19 protein-coding genes and 1 rRNA gene are annotated in these 22,124 nt (G+C 31.5%); 14 read left to right on the plus strand and 6 right to left on the minus strand.

The genetic code is table 11. The annotated features are described in order from the left end of the window. Positions 1–85 precede the first annotated feature (85 nt). From EM932_RS14595 to dapF, 4 genes are read right to left on the minus strand one after another with little or no spacing between them, the layout of a single operon-like run. A complete protein-coding gene (locus EM932_RS14595) occupies positions 86–997 on the minus strand; it encodes a DUF2279 domain-containing protein (RefSeq protein WP_135877932.1) in 912 nt (303 codons plus the stop codon). Continuing rightward, entirely contained in the window at positions 997–2,040 is a 1,044-nt protein-coding gene (gene mltG, locus EM932_RS14600; RefSeq protein ID WP_135877933.1) for an endolytic transglycosylase MltG, read from the minus strand. Before mltG ends, EM932_RS14595 begins: the two co-directional genes overlap by 1 nt. A gap of 1 nt (position 2,041) precedes the next feature. Beyond that, positions 2,042–2,566 carry a GNAT family N-acetyltransferase gene (locus tag EM932_RS14605; protein ID WP_135877934.1) on the minus strand — a complete coding sequence of 175 codons (525 nt, stop codon included), beginning with the start codon at positions 2,564–2,566 and terminating at the stop codon, positions 2,042–2,044. Then, on the minus strand, positions 2,563–3,336 hold the full coding sequence (dapF, locus tag EM932_RS14610; protein WP_135877935.1) for a diaminopimelate epimerase: 774 nt from the start codon (positions 3,334–3,336) through the stop codon (positions 2,563–2,565). The genes EM932_RS14605 and dapF overlap by 4 nt, the downstream gene beginning before the upstream one ends. A gap of 148 nt (positions 3,337–3,484) precedes the next feature. Here dapF and EM932_RS14615 point away from each other — a divergent pair, with 148 nt between their 5' ends. The 14 genes from EM932_RS14615 (at position 3,485) to EM932_RS14680 (ending at position 21,041) form a co-directional block, all read left to right on the plus strand. Beyond that, positions 3,485–4,900 (plus strand): trypsin-like peptidase domain-containing protein, encoded by a 1,416-nt coding sequence (locus tag EM932_RS14615; RefSeq protein WP_135877936.1) that lies wholly within the window; start codon positions 3,485–3,487, stop codon positions 4,898–4,900. A 142-nt stretch (positions 4,901–5,042) separates the two neighbouring features. Then, entirely contained in the window at positions 5,043–6,491 is a 1,449-nt protein-coding gene (locus EM932_RS14620; protein WP_135877937.1) for a glyceraldehyde-3-phosphate dehydrogenase, read from the plus strand. A 129-nt stretch (positions 6,492–6,620) separates the two neighbouring features. Further along, positions 6,621–7,229: a tRNA (guanine-N1)-methyltransferase gene (locus tag EM932_RS14625; protein WP_135877938.1), complete on the plus strand. Its 609-nt coding sequence runs from the start codon at positions 6,621–6,623 to the stop codon at positions 7,227–7,229. Positions 7,230–7,291: 62 nt separating this feature from the next. Beyond that, positions 7,292–7,720: a GNAT family N-acetyltransferase gene (locus EM932_RS14630; protein ID WP_135877939.1), complete on the plus strand. Its 429-nt coding sequence runs from the start codon at positions 7,292–7,294 to the stop codon at positions 7,718–7,720. Positions 7,721–7,851: 131 nt separating this feature from the next. Next, on the plus strand, positions 7,852–8,529 hold the full coding sequence (gene trmD, locus EM932_RS14635; protein WP_135877940.1) for a tRNA (guanosine(37)-N1)-methyltransferase TrmD: 678 nt from the start codon (positions 7,852–7,854) through the stop codon (positions 8,527–8,529). Positions 8,530–9,064: 535 nt separating this feature from the next. Beyond that, positions 9,065–9,415, plus strand: a complete 351-nt coding sequence (gene rplS / locus EM932_RS14640; RefSeq protein ID WP_135877941.1) for a 50S ribosomal protein L19 — start codon at positions 9,065–9,067, stop codon at positions 9,413–9,415. A gap of 864 nt (positions 9,416–10,279) precedes the next feature. Then, on the plus strand, positions 10,280–12,490 hold the full coding sequence (locus EM932_RS14645; protein WP_135877942.1) for an NADP-dependent isocitrate dehydrogenase: 2,211 nt from the start codon (positions 10,280–10,282) through the stop codon (positions 12,488–12,490). Positions 12,491–12,567: 77 nt separating this feature from the next. Next, positions 12,568–14,943, plus strand: a complete 2,376-nt coding sequence (locus EM932_RS14650) for a TonB-dependent receptor (RefSeq protein ID WP_135877943.1) — start codon at positions 12,568–12,570, stop codon at positions 14,941–14,943. Between the two features lie 4 nt (positions 14,944–14,947). Then, a complete protein-coding gene (locus tag EM932_RS14655) occupies positions 14,948–15,766 on the plus strand; it encodes a DUF4249 domain-containing protein (protein WP_170179807.1) in 819 nt (272 codons plus the stop codon). A 138-nt stretch (positions 15,767–15,904) separates the two neighbouring features. Continuing rightward, a complete protein-coding gene (locus tag EM932_RS14660; RefSeq protein ID WP_135877945.1) occupies positions 15,905–17,149 on the plus strand; it encodes an efflux RND transporter periplasmic adaptor subunit in 1,245 nt (414 codons plus the stop codon). A 2-nt stretch (positions 17,150–17,151) separates the two neighbouring features. Then, positions 17,152–18,504: an ABC transporter permease gene (locus tag EM932_RS14665; RefSeq protein ID WP_135877946.1), complete on the plus strand. Its 1,353-nt coding sequence runs from the start codon at positions 17,152–17,154 to the stop codon at positions 18,502–18,504. 7 nt (positions 18,505–18,511) lie between these two features. Next, positions 18,512–19,972 carry a TolC family protein gene (locus EM932_RS14670; RefSeq protein ID WP_135877947.1) on the plus strand — a complete coding sequence of 487 codons (1,461 nt, stop codon included), beginning with the start codon at positions 18,512–18,514 and terminating at the stop codon, positions 19,970–19,972. Positions 19,973–20,002: 30 nt separating this feature from the next. Beyond that, positions 20,003–20,821, plus strand: a complete 819-nt coding sequence (gene murQ, locus EM932_RS14675) for an N-acetylmuramic acid 6-phosphate etherase (protein WP_135877948.1) — start codon at positions 20,003–20,005, stop codon at positions 20,819–20,821. Then, complete coding sequence (locus tag EM932_RS14680) at positions 20,811–21,041, plus strand: DUF6095 family protein (RefSeq protein ID WP_135877949.1); 231 nt, start codon at positions 20,811–20,813, stop codon at positions 21,039–21,041. Before murQ ends, EM932_RS14680 begins: the two co-directional genes overlap by 11 nt. 2 nt (positions 21,042–21,043) lie before the next feature. On the opposite strand, the gene EM932_RS14685 is transcribed toward EM932_RS14680, so the two are convergent. Both EM932_RS14685 and rrf read right to left on the minus strand, forming a co-directional pair. After that, positions 21,044–21,538, minus strand: coding sequence for a DinB family protein (locus tag EM932_RS14685; RefSeq protein ID WP_135877950.1), 495 nt, complete (start codon positions 21,536–21,538; stop codon positions 21,044–21,046). 466 nt (positions 21,539–22,004) lie between these two features. Then, a 5S ribosomal RNA gene (rrf, locus tag EM932_RS14690) occupies positions 22,005–22,112 on the minus strand. Positions 22,113–22,124 lie beyond the last annotated feature (12 nt).

Here is a 22,124-nt window from a genome sequence, read left to right on the forward strand (position 1 = left end):
TAATGTAAAATACCCCTTGAAATTTCAGCGTGCAAAATTAGGCTTTTTTTTAATTATTTCAAAATTAATCGATTATGTGCATTTTTTAGTTGTAGAATAGATGAAATACACACTTATTTTTATTGATTTCCAATGTAGGGAATGGTATTTTTACCATATTAAAAACGTCTAAAACAGCTCTCAAAAATTTTGAATTTGTCCTAATCGCATTCAAATTTACATCAAAACTCAAATAGTATTGACGCCACCTACGATTAGTTGTTAACACTTGATTGTCAACATCTTTTGATCCATAAAGCATTCCATCTGCTCCATAGCCCAATGCAAGGTTTAACCATTTAGGAATTTTACTTTCTTTAAAGAAAGCATGTAGATTAGCACTTAACCAATAGGTCTGTCCGTTATAGTCTTTTAATATTTGTTCTAAAAAGTTTTCTCCAAGCTTATCCGGGTTTAAATTGGCATATCTGGTTTGATGAAAAGAGTATTTTAAGGCAATTCTCTGCTCATTCCATAATAATTCTTGTCCAATATACAGACCTGTACCCGCTGCATTCGCTCCTATATCTCCCCAAGAAAAACCCCATTCTTTTGAATACCCATCCAATACTTCGACGGCGGTTAGAAATCCAAACCCCAAAGTAGCACCATATATTAATTGATCTTTTTTCCTCACGCCACTCCAATGTAATAGCTGTGCTCCATGCTTCCCCATCTGGTAAGATGTAAATGCATGCCCTATTTTATCCATTTGAAGCCATTCGTTATTATCATTAACAGTATGAAATTTCGAACGATCAAAATCGGCATACCAAAGTTGATTTAAACCTAATAAACTTAAACTTGCCACTGAAGCCTCAGAAATAACAACAATATTTCTTCTAGGGATATTAAGAGTATCACTAGGTGTTAAAAATTCGTCTAGTCTAGATTGTGAGTAAGACAGCGAAGAGAATAATGTGAATAACAGAATATGCTTTATAATAAAATGCTTCACTATTTATTAATACCTTGAGATGTTAAGTAACGGTGATATTCTCTGGCATTGACATTATGTTGTGCCAAAGTTCTAGCAAACTTATGGAAACCTAAACGTTTCGCATCCGCAGCAAAATAAATGTATTTATGTTTTTCATGATTTAAAACCGCATCAATTGCCGAAATATCAGGCATAGCAATCAAACCAGGAGGTAGTCCAGCATACATATATGTATTATAAGGAGAATCAATCTCCATATGTACATTTAAAACACGTTTAATAACGGTATTCTTATATTTCGGCAATTTATAAGCCGCAAATTTAAGTGTTGGATCAGCCTGTAAAGGTATGCCACTCTTTAGTCTATTAATATAAACACCTGCTATTCTGGGCTGTTCTGAAGCCTGTTTAGACTCTTCATACACAATAGAAGCTAACGCTATAACTTCATCTTGCGACATGTTTATGGCTTTTGCTTTATTTTTTCGCGAATCATTCCAAAAACGATTATACTCCTTAAGCATACGGTTTCTAAACGATTCTGCAGATGTATTCCAGAAAAGCTCATAGCTATTAGGTAAATACATTCCTAAAGCAGTTGCTTCATTAAAATTGTTATCTTCTAAAAACTTTTGATCTTTCATAACCTCTAGCAGTGCAGTACTATCTGCTTCAATTTGTACTGCAATACGTCCCGCTAATTTTTCGAGACTCTCTTGATTGTTAAAAGACACTTTAATGGGCATATTCTTACTACGAATAGAGTTAATAATATCATTATTACTCATGTCTTTTTTAATAGCAAACTTCCCAGCTTTAATATTAGTTGTATATTTCTTTTGCTCTGCTAAATCGTCAAAAGTACCTATATCATCTAATAATGGGATTAGCTGGTTTCTAACATCTTCGTAAGTCGCTTTAGAAGGAATAAAAATGTAAGCTGTTTCATTATTAAATTTCGTATTTGGCTTTAGCACGGTTTTATATACAAAATTTGCAAAAAATGCAGCAACTACCAATCCGATAATTACAATAGTAATAAGTATCTTTTTTATGTACATTTTAATTATTTATAAGCTGAAATAAATATTCATTTTTATAGGTTCCATTATTATGAATCCAATCTTTTTTAAGTCCAATTTTTTTAAATCCCTGATTAGTAAAAAGCGTTATGCTTGCTTTATTTTCTTCAGAAATATTACAATACAACTGGTGCAATCCTAAATGCGAAAAACTATAATCTATCAATAGTTTAAGAGCCTCTTTGCCATAGCCTTTTCCTCTATTACCCGCCTCTTTAACTAAAATACCAACACCTGCTCTACCATTTTTAAAATCAAAATCAAACAAATCAATCATGCCTAATGATTCATCTTTATAACTCGAAATGACCAGTCGTAATTGTTTAACTTCGAAAATATCTTTATAAGCCTGTTCTAAATACTGCTTAATTAAATATCTTGAATACGGTGTAATTGTATTACTAATCTCCCAAATAGCCTCATCATTTTCGATAGTATGGATAAACTCTAAATCTTCGGGCTCCAAAGCACGTAAGTATATATTTTCGCCCTTTAAAGTAATCATATAACGCCTTTAAAAACAAGTTTAGCAGCACCGATTAACCATACATTTTTGTACAGTCCATTTTCGACTTCAAAAGATACTTGCAATTCACCTCCTGGCACCTGAAGCGTAATAAGGTTATCTGTTGTTTCATTTATAGCATGCATGGCTAAAGCCACAGCGGTAGCACCTGTACCACATGACAATGTTTCATTTTCTACACCTCGCTCATAAGTCCTAACTGTAAATATTTGATCGCTAACTTTCTTAACAAAATTCACATTACTACCTGCTTCATTATATGGTTCGCCATATCTAATTCTAGACCCTTCCTTTTTTATATCGAAAACATCTATCCTATTCTCAAATTGCACATGATGTGGCGACCCTGTATCTAAAAAGACATGATTTTCGTGTTTTTCAATCGTATCAACATCTACCATTTGCAGTTTCACAATATCACCATCAATAATAGCATGATGCAATCCGTCAATAGCTTCAAAAACGGCTTTGTCATCTATAACTCCAAGTTGTTTAGCAAATGCCACCAAACAACGTCCGCCATTACCACACATAGAGCTTTCATTCCCATCTGCATTATAATAGACCATCTTAAAGTCTAAATTATCATGATGCTCCAATAGAATAAGTCCATCTGCACCTATGCCAAAACGTCTGTCACATAATGCTGACACAAGTTTGGTATTATTTTTGTCGAAAGTTTGTTGACGATTATCAATCATCACAAAATCGTTTCCTGTTCCTTGATATTTATAAAAAGTCTGTTGCATAATAAAGCGCAAAGATATAAATATTAAACCGTATTTTCGATTGTTAAACAGGCGTTAAAATTGGCGTTAAAAATCGTTAAAATAAGATTGGTCATTCAATAAATATTTAATTTTAGTCGTTAATAAATTGTAATTAAACATGAAATTTATGAAAAAGATTTTATCATTAGTACTGGTTTCGGCATTAGGAGGTGTTTTAACCCTTGGTGCTTATAAACTCTTTTTAGAAAAAGAAGAAAAAAATATAGTAGTAACAGCAACAGATTCTATTCCTACTTTTTTACCAACTAATAATATTAATAGGCCATTAAAAGCCTACGAAAATTCAGATTTTACAACCGCTGCCGAAAATACTGTTAATGCTGTGGTACACGTAAAAAATGTATCTCTTAGCCCTAGACAAATGACTTTTGAGGATTTATTTTTTGGAAGAAGTTCTCAACGTCCACAATTAGGTACAGGTTCTGGGGTTATAATCACACCAGATGGCTATATTATCACCAATAACCATGTTATAAACAACTCCCAAGAATTATCGGTGACTTTAAATAACAATAAAACTTATGAAGCAAAAATTATTGGATCCGATCCTAAAACCGACATTGCTTTATTAAAAATTGAAGCAGATGAAGAGCTTCCTGTAGTAACTTTCGGGAATTCTGATGAAGCAAAAATTGGAGAATGGGTATTGGCCGTTGGAAATCCGTTTAATTTAACATCTACAGTTACGGCTGGTATAATAAGTGCAAAAGCAAGAGATTTATCAGCAGGAGTAAACTCACAATCTTTTATTCAAACAGATGCAGCCGTTAATCCTGGGAATTCTGGTGGTGCATTAGTTAATACTAATGGTGAACTCATTGGAATAAACACTGCCATTTCTTCTCAAACAGGTTCCTATATCGGTTACTCTTTTGCTGTACCTAGCAATATTGCACGTAAAGTTGTTGAAGACATTATGGAATATGGCAACGTACAAAATGGTGTTTTAGGTATTAAAGCTGGTACTTTTAACAGTACAGTAGCCCAAGAGGAAGGTCTTAATTATACAGAAGGTGTCTATGTATCTGAAGTTATTAAAAACTCCGGAGCTGAAAAGGCTGGTATTAAAAAAGGAGATATTATTAAAAAATTGGACAACATAGAAGTATCTAAATTTGAAGACTTAAGTGGTTATATAAAAACAAAACGTCCAAATGATGTCATAAATGTTGAAATATACAGAAATGACAAAATTAAAACTGTAGAAGTAAAACTCTCAAAAACAGATGCTTTTTCTATAAACTTCATAGACATGGAACTACAGGATTTATCCGATTCATTTAAAGAAGAACATGGTATCGATTATGGAGTTATGGTAAAAAATACTAAAAACAAATGGTTATATTCAAATTTAGGTATTTCAGAAGGTTACATTATAACTGGTATCAATAATGTGAAAATTGAAACCATAGAAGATATTTCGAAGTTAAAAGAAAAATATGGAGAGGATATTAAAGAAAATATTAAACGATTGGAATATATCGATATAAGAAAGGAGAAAAAGGAAGTTATTTTCAGATAAAAAGCACTTCTTAAAAATCAATTTTCAATCCCATTGAAAAATTAATTTTTCGATGGGATTATTTTTTTATCAAAACACGCTACGAAAACGTTTGAAATATGATATTTTTGCCAAAAATTTAACTAAACAAAACTATTTTACAATGTCTTTTAACAAAGCTTATGAAAATGAATTGGCCTTTCAAGCAGATCGTCGAAGAGCTACCGTAGAATTTATTAAAATTATAAGTGACCTTTGGTACGACAAGTCCATTGAACTAGTAATTTTCAGAAATCAACTTATTGATAGAAATGTAAGTCAAATTTTAAATCTACATGAATATGCTGGTAAATTTGTGCAAAAGCCCATCTCCATTTTTGATTCAGTAGAAATTGCTCAAGCTATTAAAACGCTAGATACTCCTCCTGCTAAGTTGGACATAGGAAAACTTACCTACGAATTCCATCTAGAAGAAAACAAGCATAACAATGCGACTGCTTTTGTTGCTAGAAAATTAAAAGATGCTAGCAAAAATGGTGACATACTTCCTAAAGATGTTATTTTATATGGTTTTGGTAGAATTGGTCGCTTAGTAGCTCGTGAGCTTATGACACGCACTGGTAAAGGAAGCCAACTACGGTTAAGAGCTATAGTAACTCGTGGAGAAATTAATGAGAAAATACTTGAAAAACGAGCGTCTTTACTACGTAACGATTCCGTTCATGGCGACTTCTCAGGAACCGTTTCTATAGATCTAAAAAACAGTGCTTTAATTATTAATGGAACCACTGTTAATATTATTTCTGCGAATGCTCCAGAAGATATCGACTATACCAAGCATAAAATAAATAATGCTTTAGTCATTGATAACACGGGTGCTTTTAGAGATAAAAAAGCGTTAAGCAGACATTTAAAATCTAAGGGCGTTAATAAAGTATTATTAACAGCTCCAGGAAAAGAAGTACCTAATATTGTTTATGGCGTAAACCATACAGAGAACAACCCAGATAAAGTTCACATTTTCTCGGCTGCATCATGTACCACAAATGCCATCACACCAGTTTTAAAAGCTATTGAAGATTCATTTGGTGTAAAATCTGGTCATTTAGAAACAATCCATGCTTATACGAATGATCAGAATTTAGTAGATAATTTCCACAGTAAATACCGCCGTGGTCGTGCTGCTGGTTTAAATATGGTTATTACAGAAACTGGAGCAGGCAGTGCTGTTGCTAAAGCGCTTCCCAGTTTAGAAGGAAAACTTACATCAAATGCCATTCGAGTTCCTGTTCCTAACGGATCTTTAGCTATTCTAAATTTAGAATTGAAAACCAAAACAACTTTAAATAGTGTTAATACCATTCTAAAGAAATACGCCTTAGAAGGCGATTTAGTTGAACAGATTAAATTTGAACTAAGTGATGAATTAGTATCTAGCGATATTGTTGGAAGTTCAGCACCTTCTATTTATGATAGTAAAGCAACCATAGTACGCAAAGATGGCAAAAATGTTATTATGTATATCTGGTACGATAACGAATATGGATATAGCCACCAAGTCATTAGACTTGCAAAATATATTGCTAAGGTAAGACGTTACACATATTATTAATATGAGTGACATCTAAATTAATATTTTAATCGTATATAAATTAGCCTCATTTTATGAGGCTTTTCACTTATTAATAGCGGTATATGAACAATATTTTATAAATTCGTAAATTATTTAAACCAATCATAAATGAATTCCATTAAGCAAGCCTCTCTTATAGTTCTATTTTTTACCCTCTCTTTACCTTCATTTTCGCAAATAAAAAAAGACGCAGACAATCTTTCTTTAAGTAGCGGCACAATAGACAATCAGTTTGACTTTGTGATAAAACGGTCTAATAAATACCAAGACTACAAGGTTGTAAAGAAAAATTGGTTATACACTCTTAAAGCTCACACGCTTGATTCATTAAAAGCGGTTCATAAAGACCTCGCTGATACGCGACTTATTGTAAAAAAACAAGACAAAGAAATTTCAGATTTAAAATCAAATCTTAATAATACACAGAGCGATTTAGATAAAACCAACACAGAAAAAGATAATATGGCCTTGTTTGGTATGCAAATGAGTAAAACAGGTTATAATGTACTTATGTGGAGCATTATTGCTGGCTTATTAGCATTACTTCTTTTCTTCATTTATAAATTTAAAAACAGTAATGCTATTACTAAAGGAGCTAAACATGCACTTGCCGAGATTGAAGAAGAGTTTGAGGAGCACCGCAAAACGGCATTGGAACGGGAACAAAAAGTAAGACGTCAATTACAGGACGAAATAAATAAACAAAAGGGATTATAAATAATTCTTTCCAAGATAAATTTAAAAATCTGTAATTTCACATTACAGATTTTTTTTTGACTATGATTATAATACGAGCAACTATAGAACACCTGAATGATTTAGTCCCTCTTTTTGATGGGTATCGTATTTTTGACAGACAAGCGTCTGATCTAAATTCTGTTAAAGAATTTTTAAAAGAACGTCTAACCAAACAAGACTCAGTTATTTATATGGCTTATATTAATGATACGCCTGTTGGTTTTACGCAATTATATTTTTTATTCTCTTCAGTATCGATGAAACCGATGTATTTATTAAATGATTTATACATAGATTCTAATTATAGAAGCCAAAATATAGGCACTACCCTAATTAATAAAGCTAAAAAACTATGCGAAAAAAAAGAATATAAAGGCCTACTAATACAAACAGAAAATACCAACCCAGCACAACATTTATATCAACGTTTGGGTTTCGTAGAGGATACTGATTTAACTTTTTTTGGTTAAACGAAAAACTCACAAAAGAACTTGATTAGCAAAAGAACGCTTGCATATTTTGATTTGCCAAAATACCTCGAAAAAATACCATCTAAAATAACAAACAATTAAATTATCTTTGCAATTCTTAAAATGACCCAATGCGCATAGATATTATTACTGTTTTACCAGAATTACTTAGAAGCCCTTTTGAAGCCTCCATTTTAAAACGTGCTATAGAAGCTGGTTTAGTAGAAGTGCACTTCCACAATTTACGGGATTATACTACTGATAATTATAAATCTATTGACGATACACAATTTGGAGGTGGCGCAGGTATGGTTATGATGGTAGAGCCTATTGATAAATGCATTTCAGCCTTAAAAGCTGAAAGAAATTATGATGAGATTATTTATATGACACCCGATGGCGAAACCTTAAAACAAGGCATAGCTAATCAAATATCCCTAAAAGAAAATATTATAATTTTGTGTGGCCATTATAAAGGAGTAGACCAACGTGTACGCGACCATATTATAACCAGAGAAATTTCTATTGGTGATTACGTATTATCAGGCGGTGAATTAGGAGCCGCCGTACTTTGTGATGCTGTAATACGATTAATTCCAGGAGTCCTAGGAAATGAGACTTCTGCCCTAACCGATTCGTTTCAAGATAATTTATTAGCACCTCCCATCTATACGAAACCTCGTGAATACAAAGGTTGGAAAGTCCCAGAATTATTATTTAGTGGAAACCTTCCTGAAATTGAAAAGTGGCGCGAAGAACAGGCTTATCAGCGTACAAAAGAAAAACGACCAGATTTATTGGAGGATTAATCCTCTAATTTCAACTAAAATATAGCCTAATTTATTTATATTGGCATATTAGTAGTTTCTACTACAGAAATATTTTTCAATTTAACTTACAGCGCACCTTAGAGAGCCAAGTTATTAATCACTTAATAATATGGCTTTTAATGATTCTTTCAACAACTCAAAAAAAACTAAATTGCAAAGTAGGTAATCAATATTCTTTAGAAAAAAGAAAGCCCAAACCTATTAAAAATAAACCTAATAGAATTAGTCAATATAAACTAATCCTAATAGTTATATATGTTTTACGGTTTTTAATTCATTTGAGTAGATCTTATAACTTATAATTTTAAATTTAAAGATTATATTATATCTTCTCTACTCTTAATAGTAAAAGTTTTGTAGTGGGTATAAGTTCAAAAATGAGTATATTCAAAAAACTTATAACTTATTACTTTTAACTTATTACTTTTTGTTTATATTTGCACCCAATTTCGGGTTAACCTCTGGCGAGAATCGTGAATGTTGTTCTGAATTAATTATAATTAAATTTAAAGATATGGAATCTTTAGTAAAATTTGTACAAGACGAATTTGTAACAAGAAAAGATTTACCAGAATTTTCAGCTGGAGATACAATTACTGTTTATTACGAAATTAAAGAGGGTAGCAAAACAAGAACTCAGTTTTTTAGAGGTGTAGTAATACAAAGAAGAGGTTCTGGATCGTCAGAGACTTTCACTATTAGAAAAATGTCTGGTTCTATTGGAGTTGAACGTATTTTCCCAATTAACTTACCTGCATTACAAAAAATAGAAGTTAACAAACGTGGCCAAGTACGTAGAGCAAGAATCTACTACTTTAGAGGTCTTACTGGTAAAAAAGCCAGAATTAAAGAAAGTAGACATTAACAACATATTATTGCAACAAGCAATTATTAAAAGCCTTGATATAAATCAAGGCTTTTTTTATTAACAAAAGTTAATAAGTCTGGTTTATAAATAGTTGATATCTAATGCTTTGAAAAGTTTGTTTATTTGGTTTCTAGTTTTATATTAGCAACATAGAAATGGTAACAACCTTGTGTTGGTTTTATGGTAACATAAATTTGTATTATTTTTTAAATAAAGTAACGTTCTTTATTATAATTAATTGTTTTTTGAGGTTTTGTTGCGCCACGTGTATGCGTGTGAGAGCTAAAAACCATGACGTTACAAGAAGTCCTAAATGCAAAAGTAGTTAGCAACTAGTGTAATTGAAAGTTTAAAAAGCTACAGAAGCGAAAGTTATGTAGTAATAAAACAATGCTTTTAAACAAGCTTGACGTTAACGCGAAAAGCGAGCTTATGGCATCAAGGAAAACAATTAATAGAAACATTGTTAGTGATTAGATCAATGCATATTGAAAATTACTAATTTTGTTTCGTTGAAATAATAGCACTTGAATTGAAAAGGTTTAAATGCAAGTTTAAATTGATTTAGTAGCAATACTAATTAGGTCGCGTTATGTTATTTCAAAGAAAGCCATGTCAGAGAAGATTATTCTTCCTTGATATGGCTTTTGTTATTTTACAAATACGACACTAGTTTTTTATTAAATCCCTACTCGCTTTAAGCTTTTTTACTATATACATCAAAACTATTCCATTTTTATTGTTTTTCACACAATGTTTGAACATTTTTAATGATGCATTTTTGTATATTCGCAAGGCTAAAAACGAATCTACAAATGCACAAGTTTTTAGCTTTATAATAATTCAAAAATAAGGACACTCATGTCAAAAATTATTTATACCAAAACAGATGAAGCACCAGCTTTAGCTACACACTCATTTTTACCCATTATTAAAGCTTTTGTTAAATCTTCAGGGATTAATATTGAAACCAAAGATATTTCCTTAGCTGCTAGAATTTTAGCCATTTTTCCTGATTTTTTAAATGAGAATCAACGCGTTTCAGACGACTTAGCATTTCTTGGTGAATTAGCTAAAAAACCAGAAGCCAATATTATAAAATTGCCTAATATTAGTGCATCTATCCCACAATTGAAAGGAGCTATAAAAGAATTGCAATCTCAAGGTTTTGGTATTCCTAATTATCCCGATAATCCAAAAAACGATTCTGAAAAAGATATAAAATCTCGTTATGATAAAATTAAAGGTAGTGCTGTAAACCCTGTATTACGAGAGGGTAATTCCGATAGACGTGCTCCTAAAGCTGTAAAAAATTATGCTAAAAAGAACCCTCACTCTATGGGTAAATGGACCAGCGATTCTAAAACACATGTAGCAACTATGCAATCTGGAGATTTTGCTCATAATGAAAAATCGGTAACCTTATCTGCAGCCACCAGTGTAAAAATAGAACATACAGATAAAAATGGTACAACTACTGTTTTAAAAGATAGTTTTCCTTTATTAGAAGGAGAAATAATTGACGCTACAGTTATGAACAAAAAAGCACTTGTATCATTTTTAGATAAGCAAGTCACTGATGCAAGAAAGAATGATCTGCTTTTTTCTTTACATATGAAAGGTACTATGATGAAAGTAAGCGATCCTATTATATTTGGTCATGCTGTAAAATCATACTATAAAGATGTGTTTGAAAAACATGGTGATATCATAGAAGAATTAGGTGTTAATGTAAACTCTGGAGTTAGTAATCTTTTAGGCAGAATTGAAGAACTTCCAGATGCCAAACGTCAAGAGATAGAATCTGATATTGCTGCTGTTTATAAAAACGGTCCAGCTATAGCCATGGTAAATAGTGATAAAGGTATAACAAACCTACATGTACCAAGTGATGTTATTATTGATGCTTCTATGCCAGCAATGATTCGTACATCTGGTCAAATGTGGAATGCCGATGGTAAACTTCAAGATACCAAAGCCGTTATTCCAGATAGCAGTTATGCTGGAATTTATGCTGCAACAATCGATTTTTGTAAAAAACACGGTGCTTTTGATCCAACCACTATGGGAACTGTTCCTAATGTTGGACTAATGGCACAAAAAGCTGAAGAATACGGATCTCACGACAAAACTTTTGAAATAAAGTCAGAAGGAACTGTTCGCGTTGTTGATGCTTCAGGAAATGTATTATTAGAGCATACTGTAGAAAAAGGTGATATTTGGAGAATGTGCCAAACAAAAGATGCTCCAATTCAAGACTGGGTAAAATTAGCAGTAACTCGAGCAAGAGCTTCAAAAACACCTGCTGTTTTCTGGTTGAACGAAAACAGAGCCCACGATGCTCAATTAATTAAAAAAGTAAATCATTATTTAAAAGATCACGATACTAACGGATTAGATTTAAGAATCTTATCACCTGTTGATGCGACGATCTTTACTTGTGAAAGAATTATAGAAGGAAGAGATACTATTTCTGTATCTGGTAATGTATTACGCGATTATTTAACAGATTTATTTCCAATATTAGAAGTCGGTACAAGCGCAAAAATGTTATCCATAGTTCCTTTAATGAACGGCGGCGGTTTATTTGAAACCGGAGCTGGTGGTTCTGCTCCAAAACACGTACAGCAATTGTTGGAAGAAAACCATTTACGTTGGGATTCTTTAGGTGAATTTTTAGCTTTGGCTGTGTCTTTAGAGCATTTTAGCGAAGTCAATAATAACTCAAAAGCAAAAATTTTAGGAGAAACCTTAGATGATGCTACCGAAAAATTATTAGAAAACAAAAAGGGGCCTTCAAGAAAAGCAGGCGAGTTAGATAATAGAGGAAGTCACTTTTATTTAGCAATGTATTGGGCACAAGAATTAGCAAATCAAACTAAAGATGACGTTTTAAAAGCAGAATTTACACCTATAGCTAAACAATTAGCTGACAATGAAACTGCTATTGTAAAAGAACTCAATGATATTCAAGGGAATCCAACAGATATTGGCGGATATTATGAACCTAATGAGATGCTTATTAATCAAGTTATGAGACCAAGTAAAACATTAAATTCCATTTTACAATAATGGTATTATCATAAAGAATATTTAAAAGCTCCTTTTTAGGGGCTTTTTTTTATATTTTTATAAAAAAAAGCTATGGCATGAAGCACCAATTATTATGGTTAATTTTCACGTTGTTTTTTAATACTCTATTTATAGAAGCTCAACAAAAATTTACATTGAGTGGTACTATTTTAGAAGAAAAAAGTAACGAAACCCTTATTGGTGTTAATATCATTTTCCCAGAGATTCAGGCAGGAACGACTACGAATGAATACGGGTTTTATTCCATTACATTACCTCAAGGCAAGTATAAGGTTATAATTAGTTATTTAGGCTTTACTACAAAGTCTGAAACTATTATACTTTCAGAAAATATTATTAAAAATTTCAGTTTAACCGAATCTTTAGAAAACTTAGATGAAATAGTTATTACCGAGGATGTTGAAAAACTTAATATAAAAGCACCTCAGATGAGCGTTAACAAACTAACATCTGGTACAATAAAAGAAATCCCCGTAGTTCTTGGAGAAGCTGACATTATTAAGGCTATTACGCTACTTCCTGGTGTTACTAATGCAGGTGAAGGCTCATCAGGTTTTAATGTTAGAGGAGGATCAGCAGATCAAAACCTAATACTTTTAGATGAAGCTACAATTTATAATTCATCACATTTATTTGGCTTCTTTTCTGTTTTTAATCCAGACGCAATCAAAGATCTTAGGTTATACAAAGGAGGTATTCCAGCTCGTTATGGCGGTAGAGTTTCATCAGTATTAGATATTTACCAAAAAGAAGGAAACAGTAAAGAATTCCATATGAATGGTGGCATCGGAATTGTTTCGAGCAGGTTACTTGTTGAAGGACCAATAAAAAAAGAAAAGGGATCTTTTCTTTTTGGTGGAAGATCAAGTTATGCTCATTTATTTTTACCTCTTTTTGATATTGATAATATTGCCTATTTCTATGACTTAAACACCAAATTAAGCTACAAATTAAATAATAGAAATAACATCTACTTATCAGGATATTTTGGTCGGGACGTTTTTAGAATTGAAGATACATTTGAAAATGTTTATGGAAACTCTGTTTTAAATTTTAGATGGAATCATTTATTTTCAGATAAACTCTTCTCAAACCTATCATTAATTTATTCCGACTATTACTATGATTTAAAATTAAACTTTGTAGAGTTTGATTGGATTTCAGGTATTCAGAATTTTAATTTAAAATATGATTTCAAACATTATATCAGTGACAAAATCAAGCTACAATATGGCTTAAATAGTATCTATTATAAGTTTAATCCAGGAGATATAAAACCAACTGTAGAATCTTCAGGTATTAATCCTTTTAAATTAATTGATAAATATGCTTTCGAAAATGCTATTTATTTGGATGCAGAACATAAACTATCAGATAAATTAGCGCTATCATATGGCTTACGATTAAGCGCTTTTCATCGCTTAGGACAAGATGAACTTAATATTTATGAAAATGATTATGCCGTCGTATTTAATGAAGATTTTCAAATTTATGAAAAAGCGACTCCTATAAGAACAGAAACCTTTAAACGAAGTGACGTTATTACTCGTTTTTTTAATTTAGAACCAAGGGCTTCGTTGGCATATCAATTAAATTCTGAAAGCTCTATAAAATTGAGTTATAATAGAATGAGTCAATATTTGCACTTATTATCAAATACCAACTCCCCTACACCCTTGGACATTTGGACACCCAGTGGAAAATATGTAAAACCACAGTTACTCAATCAATATGCTATTGGTTTTTTTAAAAATTTTAACAATAATAACTATTCTCTAGAACTGGAAAGTTTCTACAAATCTGTAAAGAATAGAATAGATTATATAGATGGCGCAGATTTAATTGCGAATAATGCCATTGAACAAGTCATATTAAACGGAAGATCAAGAGCATATGGATTAGAAGTGTTACTCCGTAAAAATGAAGGGAGATTCAAAGGTTGGCTAGCATATACGCTCTCAAAATCTGAACAGCAAACCCCTGGTAGAACAGCATCCGAATTAGGAATTAATAACGGGAATTGGTATAACACACCTTTTGATAAAACCCATGATATTTCAATTACCGGAAGCTATAATTGGAATAGCAAATGGAAAATCAATGTTAACTTTTTGTTCCAAACTGGGCAACCCGTAACGTTTCCTAATGGACAATATATATTTAATGGTATCACAATTCCTAATTATAATAGCAGAAATTCAGATAGATTATCATCTTACAATAGATTAGATGTTTCGTTTAACTACACACCAAAATCCAAGAGAGCTAAACGCTTACAAAGCTATTGGGTATTTGGGATATACAACATATACAATCGTAGAAATGCGGCTTCTATATCCTTCGGTCCAAATACAGAAACTGGGGTAAATGAGGCAACACAATTGGCTATTTTTGGGATCGTACCATCAGTATCTTATAATTTTAAACTTTAAGATTATGAAAAAAATTAAATACCTATTCATTTTTTGTCTACTATCATTAGTATCCTGTGAAGATGTTATAGATGTAAATTTAAATAATGCGGAACCTAGATTAGTCATTGATGCATCTTTAAATTGGGTAAAAGGAACAGACGGAAGAACTCAATCAATTCAGCTAAGTTTGACTGCTCCATTTTTTGATAAAGTAATTCCTCCTGCAACTGGTGCTAGTGTAACTGTTACAGATTCAAACAATAATACTTTTAGTTTTAATGAAATAGAAAACTCAGGTCTTTATATAAATAATAATTTCCTACCAGTGCTTAATACTGATTACGATCTTACAATTCTTTACAATAATGAAACCTACACTGCCACTGAAACTTTAACACCCGTCGTGCCTATAGAATTTGTAGAACAAAAAAACGATGGTGGTTTTACTGGTGATGAAACTGAACTAAAAGCATACTACAATGACCCTTCAAATATTAAAAACTTTTATTTATTTGAATTTTTAATTGTTAAAAAAAACTCAATAAACCTAGAAGTTTATGATGATGAGTTTACCGATGGCAACCAAATTTTTGCTTTCTTTTCAGACGAAGACCTAGAAGCTGGTGACGAATTGATAATTATAAACTCTGGGGTCTCTGAGCGTAATTTCGAATTTCTGAATATTTTATTACAACAAACTGATGATGAGTCTGGTGATCCGTTTGAAACCCAACCAGCAACTATAAGAGGAAATTGTATCAACCAAACAAACCCAAACAACTACCCTTTAGGTTATTTTAGAGTTTCAGAAACTTCTATTTTCACTTATATAATAGAGTAAATTTCTTATTTACCTACTTTTCCCATATACTTTATATATAAAACATGTGTAGTATGGCATAATTTATGATGATATTAACAAAAATAAAATCTTACTTATATATTTTTAGATCATCATCAATCAAAATAGGAAGCCTCGATGAATAAAAAGAAGTCTGTATACATAATTAGTATAATCGTTTTATCAATTATTGCTTATTCATATTTTAACTCAAATAGCGATAAAGATGTATCACTTACAACTAAAGTTTTAAAAGGTACATTTTTAAATGAAATATTAATTTCTGGAGAAGCACAGTCTACAAGTTCAAAAAAAATTAATGGTCCAAGTAATGCAAGAAGGTTTAATATTTATGAAATAAAAATTGAGGATTTAGTAACTGAAGGTACTATTGTAAAAAAAGGAGATTATATTGGTAAACTTGATAAATCTGAAGTTAACGGAAAGCTTAATGAAGCCCAATTAAACTTAGAAAAAGCGCAATCTAGATATACACAACAACAGCTGGATACAACGCTTACTTTAAAACAGGAGCGTAATACCATAAAAGATTTGTTATTCAATATTGAAGAAGACAAACTGGAATTGGAACGTTCCGCATATGAATCACCAGCTACCATTAGATCATTAGAAATTAAAATACAAAAAACTGAACGCGACTTAAAAGAAAAAAAGGCCAATTATTCAATAAAAAAAAGACAGGCTAATGCTAAAATGATTGAGGTAGGTACTGAAGTTTCAAAAATTAAAAAAAAGATTGAAAATTTATTAGAACTACAAAAAGAATTCACCATTTATTCTGATGACGATGGCATGGTAACTTATGTAAAAGAACGGAATGGCTCTAAAAAGAAAGTAGGATCTACTGTAACACCCTGGCAACCAGCCATTGCTAGTTTGCCAGATTTAACAAAAATGGAGTCTAAAACCTATAGTAACGAAGTTGATATTAGAAAAATAAAAAAAGACTTGACAGTAAAAATAGGCTTTGATGCTTTTCCTGATATAGAACTCAATGGTGTTGTCACAGATGTGGCTAATGTAGGTGAGACTAAAGCAGGTTCAGATATTAAACTTTTTCAGGTATTAATAAAATTAAACGAAACGAATAAAAATATCAGGCCAGGTATGACCACATCAAATAAAATATTAATAAGTAAACAAGATGATGTTTTATTGATTCCTTTAGAAGCTGTTTTTGCCAAAGATTCTATTAGCTATACCTATGTAAAGTCAGGATTATCAATTGATAAAAGACAAGTAGAACTAGGAGAATCGAACGATGAAGTCGTTATTATTAATAAAGGCTTAGAAGAAAATGAAATTGTTTATTTAAATAAACCTGAGGGGGTAGAAGAGAAAAGTATAACGCTATTAAAATAAACATGATAGACAAAATACTTTTAGAAAAACTAAAATCTAATTTTAATGAAGCATTTTGGTTTATCAAAACCAACAAGGTTAGAACATTTTTAACTGCTCTAGGAATTATTTTCGGTGTAGCTTCAGTAATTACGATGCTCGCCATAGGAAATGGTGCTGAAAAAGAAATATTAGCACAGTTAGAATTAGTTGGTGTGAATAACATTGTTGTTACACCTATACTAGATGAAGAAAATGAAAACGCTAACGAAAGTGACGAAAATGCCAATAAAACAGAATCAAAACGTTTTTCCAAAGGTCTTGATATGCTGGACGTTGTAAGCGTTCAAAAAAATATTTCTAGTGTAAATTTAGTTAGTCCGGAAATAATTTTAAATACTTATGTTATAAATAATGGTAAGCAAAATACCGTTAAACTCATTGGTATCTCTCCTGTATTTTTTGAATCCTCAAATATAAATTTAGAAAACGGTAAAAATTTTTCAGACTACCAAATTAAGAATGCCTTACCTGTATGTATTGTGGGCAAAAAAGTTGAAAAAAAACTATTTACTGGTGAGAGTGCCTTAGGCAAACAAATTAAAGTAAAAGATGTTTGGTTACGAGTGATTGGTGTTATTGAAGAAAAATTTATATCCGATAAAGCACAAGAAAACCTAGGTATTAGAGACTTAAATGAAGATGTTTATATTCCTATTAAAACATTTTTAGTTCGCTATAAAGACCGAAAAATAATAAGTGGCAAAAGTAGGGCACGGAATAGAAATCGAAATGGTCCAAAAGAAAGAATTCCTAGAGGTAATTATCACCAAATAGATAAATTAACGGTTCAAGTTTCAAATTCAAACGAATTAAAAGCAACTGCAGAAGTTTTAAGCAAAATGCTTAAACGTAGGCATAATGGTGTATTAGATTTCGAAATAACTATTCCTATTCAACTTTTAAAACAGCAGCAAAAAACAAAACAAATTTTCAATATAGTCTTAATTATTATTGCTGGTATATCTTTACTAATAGGAGGTATTGGTATCATGAATATTATGTTAGCTTCCGTGTTAGAAAGAACGAAAGAAATAGGAATAATACGCGCTATTGGTGCAACTGAAGAAGATGTTATTTTACAATTTTTATCAGAATCAGTCCTTATTAGTGTTGGTGGTGGCATTATTGGAATTATCCTTGGAGTCGTCGGGGCTTATATAATTGAAATCGTTTCTGGTATTGAAACAGTTCTGTCAATAACCTCAGTTATGATCTCTTTCTTTATAGCTGTAATTGTGGGGCTCATTTTTGGAATATTTCCAGCCAAAGCAGCTGCAAATAAAAAACCTATTGAAGCTTTAAGATCTGAATAAGTAAATTATGAAAAAAATATTCACCCTAATCATTATTGCCTTCCCCCTATTCAATTTTTCGCAATCAAAAAAAATTACTCTTAATGAAGCAATAGAAATTGCTCAAAAAAAATCACCCGATTATAAAATTAATTTAAACAGAAATCAATCAAATTATTGGCGCTTTAGAAACTATAAAGCAAGTTTTCTTCCAGAGCTCAAACTTAATGCGACTTTACCAGAGTATAGAAATTCTGTACGTAGAATAACCAATGATTCTGGACAAGATGTGTTTGTAAACCAAAATCAATTACTTATTGAAGGAGGATTATCGGTTTCTCAAAGTGTCCCTTATACTGGAGGTACTTTATCTATAAATACAAATCTAGAACGGGTAGAGCTTTTTGGTCTTGACGATAATATCGGATATTCAGTTATTCCATTTTCTGTTAATTACTTTCAAAATTCAATTTTATACAACCCTTTTAAATGGGACAAAAAAATTGAACCATTAATTTACGAAGAGTCAAAAAGAGACTTTGTAGAAAATATGGAGCAAATATCTGTTAATACCTCCAGACGCTATTTCGGATTACTTAAAGCCCAAATGCAATTAAAAATTGCGAAACTAAACCTATCAAATCAAGATACCTTATACCAAATAGCAAAAGGTAGATTTAAAATGGGGAAAATTGCAGAAAATGAATTATTACAAATGGAATTAACCCTTTTAAATTCTAAAAATAGCGTAACTACTAATACTATTGATTTAAAAAGATCTTCTCAAAACTTAGCACGATATTTAGAGTTAGATACTGAAGATTTAGAATTAGATATTCCTAAAAAATTACCACTCTTTAATGTTGATATAGACAAAGCTTTAAAGGAAGCCCAAACAAATAGAAAGGCTGTTATAGAATTTAGAAGAAAACGTTTAGAAGCAGAAAAAGAAGTGGCTTTTCAAAAAGGGAATAATAGATTACAACTAGGATTAAGGGCCAATTTTGGAGTTTCACAAAATGGTGACGATTTTAATAATCTTTTTAGCAACTACAATAAACAACAAAATATCTCAGTTTCTATAAGTGTACCTATATTTGACTGGGGTGTCTCCAAATCAAAACGTAAAATGGCTGAAGCAAACTTGGATTTAACTAACAACAATATTAATCAAGACAAACAAGAATTTGAACAAGAAATATACTTACATGTATTAAACTGGTCTAATCAAAGAAACTTTTTATTTACTTCTGAGAAAGCCAAAGAAGTTGCAACTAAGAGGTATGATATTTCACAAAAAAGGTATATTCTTGGAAAAATAACTATTACAGATTTAAATATCGCTTTGCAAGAAAGAGATAACGCCATACTTCAATACTTAAACTCTCTTGAGAAATTTTGGAGAGATTATTACGTATTAAGACAACTCACGCTTTATGATTTTATAAATGATAAAAAAATTGAAGTTGAGGATATCCTTTATGATTAAAAACTGAGGATTAATTCATATTTTTGGGTCATGAGTTTTACAAAAACAACAGAGCAGGATTCCAATTACGATCATCTGGAAAAGATGAGTATTAATGAGTTATTAAACAGTATAAATAACGAAGATAAAACAGTACCTCTAGCTGTTGAAAAAGTATTGCCTCAAATAGAAAAACTAATAGAACGGATAGTAGAAAAACTTAAACTGGGCGGACGTTTATTTTATATAGGAGCAGGTACTAGTGGTCGTTTAGGTATTCTTGATGCGTCTGAGTGTCCTCCTACGTTTGGAGTTTCTCACGATTTAGTAATTGGTCTTATTGCTGGGGGTGATACAGCCATTAGAAAAGCAGTAGAATTTGCTGAGGACTCACCCACTCAAGGTTGGGAAGATCTTCAAAAATATAACGTAAACTCAAACGATGTTGTTGTAGGTATTGCCGCTTCTGGTACAACACCTTATGTTATAGCCGCTCTCGAAACATGTAATAAAAATGATATCATTACGGGATGTATAACATGTAATTATAATAGCCCATTATCTCAAACGGCACAATTTCCTATAGAAGTCATAGTAGGTCCAGAATTTGTTACTGGTAGTTCTAGAATGAAAGCAGGCACAGCACAAAAATTAGTTCTAAATATGATAACAACTTCTACCATGATCCAACTTGGTCATATAAAAGGAAATAAAATGGTTGATATGCAATTAAGTAATAACAAGCTAGTTGATAGAGGAGCAAAAATGATTATGAATGAGTTAAAAGTCTCTGAACAAGAAGCTCAACAATTATTGACAAAATATGGTAGTGTACGCTTAGCTATTAAAAACTATGATAATGGAAACTAAAAAAACCAATAAAGAGATTCTTGTAAAAGGATTAAAAATAATGGGAACTTCTTTGGGAGCGATGTTTTTAGGTCCACTACTCCTTCATATAGCTTTTAGTAATCAAGAGAAGCCTTTATACATTCCTATACTAATTGTAGCCATTATTATTTGTGCATTAGCCATATATTTAGCTTTTAAAGGGCTAAATACCATCTTAGATAGTATGTTTAAAAAATAATATTAATGTGCAGCCTCTTTTGGTGTTGTTGGATTATAACCAAAATCATTATCATTAATTATAATACCCAGCCTATCTAATATATAATTTATTATGGCATAATGGTGTATGGTATGGCTATTAGCTTGAGCAAGTAAAGCCGATAAAGTATATAATATTTCTGTTTTTCCAAGACCTAAATCATCAGTTACCCGAATTGTTTTATCAAGATTTCCATCTAAACGACTAAGCTTATCCATTAAACTTAGTAAATAATCTTTAGCCGAATCGCAACAAGTTTCAATCTTATTATCTCTTTTTCTAGCTGTTAAATCAACACAATCCCTTTTTATGTTTATAATACAATCATAAAAATCTAAAATATGCCTTAAATGGGAACCGATACTTGAATTATAAGGCGGTACAGATGCATTGCTTAGTATAGCATCGTCCAATTTATCTAATAAATACTGAGATTTTTGTAATGTATTAAGGGTTGATTTAATAATTATGTCCATGGATACTAAAATAGTTAAATAAACTGTAACAAAGAATAATTTTTGATTAGTCTTTGAAGTATCACTTCCTTACACATAAAGTAAAAAAATCCTAAATATTAATGTATTGGGAATTTTTATTTATGTCTCCCTTAATTTCCCCTTGTTCAATAGATATCATGACCTTAATTCGGTTCAATTTTTAAAAAGAATCTCTATATTAAGTAAAAAGAGATTGCCACCTCACTAAAAAGCGCCTCACAATGACCGTATAAAACAGAAGCAGATAGGTTATAGAAACGTCTATAAAAACAAAAAACCTCCATATTGCCATGAAGGGCTTCCAAAAAAGGCAACGACCTATTCAATGGGTCCCCAAGAGCACAAAGTGCGATCGGCCAGAACGAATTGATCACGCCCTGAGCGTGACCACATAGATCTTAAGCAAAAAAAAGAGTCTAACTACAACTGTAATTAGACTCTTCAAAAAAGGCGACGACCTACTCTCCCACGGATGCAGTACCATCGGCGCTAACGGGCTTAACTTCTCTGTTCGGAATGGTAAGAGGTGAGCCCCATCGCTATAACCACCTTAAGCTTTAGTCCC

It is taken from the genome of Flavivirga rizhaonensis (genome assembly GCF_004791695.1).
Classification (GTDB): Bacteria; Bacteroidota; Bacteroidia; order Flavobacteriales; family Flavobacteriaceae; genus Flavivirga; species Flavivirga rizhaonensis.